Below are 4,050 nucleotides of genomic sequence, written 5' to 3'. Positions count from 1 at the left end.
CGCCGGCCGGCGCGGCGGGGCCGCCCGGGGGGCCCCGGGACGGGCGGCGGCGGCCGGCGGGGGGGGCGGCGGCGTCCGCGGGGGGGCGGGGGGCGGGGGGGGCGGCCCGCGCGCCCGGACGCCGGGGGGCGGGGGCGCTTGGGGCGGTCCTCGTCCGCGGCGGGAGCGGCTTGGCGGCGGCGTTCGGCCGGGGCGTCGGAGCGGTCGGCGCGGGGGCGCTTCTTGGGGCGGTCGTCCGACGGCTGGGGCTTCTCGGCGGCGGCCCGCTCGGGGCGCTCGGCCCGGCGCGGCTTCTCCGGCTTGCCCTTGGCCTCGCGGACCTCGTCCTTGGTCGGCCGGTTCGGGTCCTTCTGCGTCGCCACCCGGACGAGGCCGAGGATCACCGTGCACGCGGTCGTGATCGCCATCGCCGGGAACCCGTCGATCAGCGGCTTGCCCAGGGTGAGACCGACCGACGGCAGGCCGCCGCTCGGCATCCCGTGGGTGAACACCACCACGACCGGCACCACGATCGCCAGGATCAGCGGCGGCTGGACGACCGGGCCGAACATCGACCGCCGCTCCACGAACACCACCGCCCCGACGCACCCCAGGAAGAACGTGATGGCGAACACCCAGCCCACGGTCTTCGCGGACGACCCGACGTCGACGAACGTGCCGACGACGGCCACCACGAAGGCGATGAGCACGGCCGCCCACCAGGGCAGACCCCGGAAGCTGCCGAACATGGCGCGGTCGTTCCAGCGGACGGCGGAGTACTCTTCGTCCTCCGGCTCGCTGCGCGAGTCGTCACGCGTTGCAGCGGTCACGAACACTCCTCGTTCGGCTCAGTCCGTCACACTCTATTACGCCTCGCGGGCGTCCAAGGGTGCACCGAGGCCGGCCTCGTCCGTCCGCCTCACCAACGGCAGGGGCGTGACGTCGGACGACGCGTTGCTCAGCGGCTCCACGGCGGCCCGGAAACCCTCCAGGGCGTCCAGCTCGCGCCGCCGCGCGGACAGGAACCGCTGCAGGTGCGTGCTCGACAGGTTCACCGCGTCGATGGCCCCGTCGGCGGCCCGGTGCGCCCGGGACGCGGCGGCCCTGACCTGCTCCACGTCGTCGGCCAGCGCGCGGTCGGTCACGGCGAACATCGCGGCGGACGCGATCACCGCGAACCCGGTCGGCCCGCACAGGAACACCCGCCGGTCCAGCAGCCAGCGCAGCAGCTCCGGGTCGGTGTCCAGGGCGGCGACGACCGCGCCGTCGTTGGGCACGAACATGATCGTCCCGTAGATGGCGTCGGCCCACCGCTGGTAGCCCTTGCCCGCCAGCTCCGCGGCCCGCGACCGGATGTTGCGCACGTGCACCCGCAACGCGTCGACGCGCTCGGCCGCGTTGTCGGTCTCCACCGCCTCCGCCCACGTGGCCATGCTCATCTTCGCGTCGACCGGCACCCGTCGCCCGCCGCCCACGTTGAGCACCAGGTCGGGTCGCACGGAGCCGCCGCCGGCCACGTCGACCTGGAGGTCGAAGTGGATGCCCTCGCGCAGGCCCAGCACCCGCGCGGTCTCGACGAGCACCTTCTCCCCGAGCTCGCCGCGTCCGCTGACCGAGGAGAACGCCACCTCGTAGCGCTGCAACGCCGCCCACTGCGCGTCACCGCGTTCGCGTTCGGCCTGCACCGCGGCCAGCGCGGCGTCGGTGCGCCGCACGCTGTCCTGGTAGAGCCGCCACAGGAACACCAGCGCACCCGCGAGCAGGAGCGCCACGACCACCGCCGCAGTGCTGAGGACCGCTGTCATGGCCTGATCATCGCGCAACCCCGGATCGGACCGGGACTGCGTCCGACCACACGTTCGAGCGACACGCCGACGGGGTTGAGGGATGGGAGCGCCGGTCGGCCCTAGCGTGGCCGGCGTGAGGATCCTGCACACGTCCGACTGGCACGTGGGGCGCACCTTCCACGGCCGTGACCTGCTGCAAGAGCAGGAATCGGTGCTCGGCGGCCTGTCCGACACCGTGTCGGACGAGCGGGTCGACGTGGTCGTGGTCGCCGGTGACCTGTTCGACCGGGCGGTGCCGAACGCCGAGGCCGTCGCCGTGTGCTCGCGGGTGCTCAAGCGCATCCGGGAGGCCGGCGCGAAGATCGTGATCACGCCGGGGAACCACGACTCGGCGGCGCGGTTGGGCTTCCTGGGCGTGTTCGCGGAGGCGGGCGGGCTGCACCTGCGCACCCGCGTGGCCGAGCTGCACGACCCGGTGCTGTTCGCCGACGAGCACGGCCCGGTGGCGGTGTACGGGATCCCGTTCCTGGAGCCGGAGACGGCGCGGCACGCGCTGGGCGTCGAGGCGAAGGGCCACGGCGGGGTGCTGACCGAGGCGATGCGGCGGATCAAGCAGGACCTGGCCGGGCGGTCGGGCACGCGGTCGGTGGTGCTGGCGCACGCGTTCGTCACCGGCGGCGAGCCGTGCGAGTCCGAGCGGACCATCGCGGTGGGCGGGGTGCAGGACGTGTCGGGCTCGGTGTTCTCCGGCGTGGACTACGTGGCGCTGGGCCACCTGCACGGGCAGCAGACGCTGGCCGCGCACCTGCGGTACTCGGGCAGCCCGGTGGCGTACTCGTTCTCCGAGGCGCGGCACCACAAGTCGGTGTGGCTGGCGGAGTTGGACGCGGGCGGGCTGGCCGGGGTGGAGCGGCGGTCGCTGCCGGTGCCGCGGGCGTTGTCGACGCTGAGCGGCGCGCTGGACGACCTGCTGCTCGACCCGGACCACGAGCCCGTGGAGGACCACTTCCTGTCGGTGACGCTGACCGACCGGGTGCGCCCGCTGGACGCGTTGCGGCGGTTGCAGACCCGGTTCCCGCACGCGGTGCACGTGGAGTGGCGGCCGGAGGGCGGGCGGACGGGCGAGCTGCGGTTCGCGGAACGGGTGCGAGGCCGCACCGACGAGGAGATCGCCTGCTGCTTCATCGAGGACGTCCGCGGCGACCAGCCGGGGCCGCGGGAGCTGGCCCTGCTGCGCGAGGCGTTCGCCGCCGCCGCCCGGGAGGACGAGCAGTGAGCCCCGTCGTGGACCTGGGGGAGGCCGCGTGAAGCTGCACCGGTTGGCGGTCAGCGGGTTCGGCCCGTACGCGCGGCAGGAGGAGGTCGACTTCGACCAGCTCGGCGCGGACGGCCTGTTCCTGCTGCACGGCGACACGGGCGCGGGCAAGACGACGTTGCTCGACGCGGTGGCGTTCGCGTTGTTCGGCAAGGTGCCCGGCGCGCGCGGCGACGTGAAGCGGCTGCGCTGCGACTACGCCGACCGCGACACCCCGACGCACGTGGAGCTGGAGCTGACCGTGCGCGGCAGGCGGTTCCGGATCAAGCGCAGCCCCGAGTACGAGCGGCCGAAGAAGCGCGGCGACGGCGCGACCAGGCAGCAGGCGCAGGTGTCGTTGACGTGGGTCAGCGGGTGGACCGGCGAGGGTCACAGCCGCATCGACGACGTGGCCCGCGAGGTCGAGGGCCTGCTGGGGATGACGGCCGAGCAGTTCTTCCAGGTGGTGCTGCTGCCGCAGGGCGAGTTCGCGAGGTTCCTGCGGGCGGAGACCGCCGAGCGGGAGAAGCTGCTGGAGAAGCTGTTCGGCACCGAGCGCTTCCTGGACGTGGAGAGGTGGTTCCGCGACCGGCGGCGGGAGCGCAAGCGCGAGGTCGAGCAGCTCGGCGTCGAACACCGCAACCTCGTGCAGCGGGTGGCCGAGGTCGCGGTGGAGGAGCCGCCGGAGGGCGGTGGCGACCAGGAGTGGCTGAGCTCGCTGCTCAAGCGGCTGGACGAGGCCGAACGCGAGGCCGACCAGATCGCGGCCCGCGAGTCGGCCCGCCGCGCGGAGGCGGAGCGCGAGTGGCAGGAGGCCCGGGCCCGGCACGAGCGGGTGCGCCGGGTGCGGGAGGCGCGTCGCCACCTCGACCGGTACGCCGAGGTGGAGCCGCAGCTGCGGGCGTGGGTGGCCGAACGGGACGCGGCCCGGCAGGCGGCGGTGGTCGTGCCCGCGCACGAGCGGGCGGTGAAGCTGGAGCGCGAGCTCGC

General features: G+C 74.5%; 4 protein-coding genes. 2 read left to right on the top strand and 2 right to left on the bottom strand.

Going from position 1 to position 4,050, the window contains the following annotated elements:
• Positions 1-809 (bottom strand): DUF6542 domain-containing protein (locus tag AB0G02_RS30675; RefSeq protein ID WP_360800887.1); only part of this gene is annotated, 809 nt, incomplete at its 3' end.
• A 36-nt stretch (positions 810-845) separates the two neighbouring features.
• Positions 846-1,784, bottom strand: a complete 939-nt coding sequence (locus tag AB0G02_RS30670; RefSeq protein ID WP_201438546.1) for a DNA recombination protein RmuC — start codon at positions 1,782-1,784, stop codon at positions 846-848.
• 115 nt (positions 1,785-1,899) lie between these two features.
• On the opposite strand from AB0G02_RS30670, the gene AB0G02_RS30665 reads away from it, so the two are divergent.
• Both AB0G02_RS30665 and AB0G02_RS30660 read left to right on the top strand, forming a co-directional pair.
• Entirely contained in the window at positions 1,900-3,042 is a 1,143-nt protein-coding gene (locus tag AB0G02_RS30665; protein ID WP_360800884.1) for an exonuclease SbcCD subunit D, read from the top strand.
• 28 nt (positions 3,043-3,070) lie between these two features.
• Positions 3,071-4,050, top strand: a 980-nt coding sequence (locus AB0G02_RS30660) for an AAA family ATPase (protein ID WP_360800881.1), incomplete at its 3' end; no start/stop codon positions are given.

This window comes from Actinosynnema sp. NPDC023658, assembly GCF_040639995.1.
GTDB lineage: Bacteria > Actinomycetota > Actinomycetes > Mycobacteriales > Pseudonocardiaceae > Actinosynnema.
This window is presented reverse-complemented; position numbering and strand designations above follow the sequence as displayed.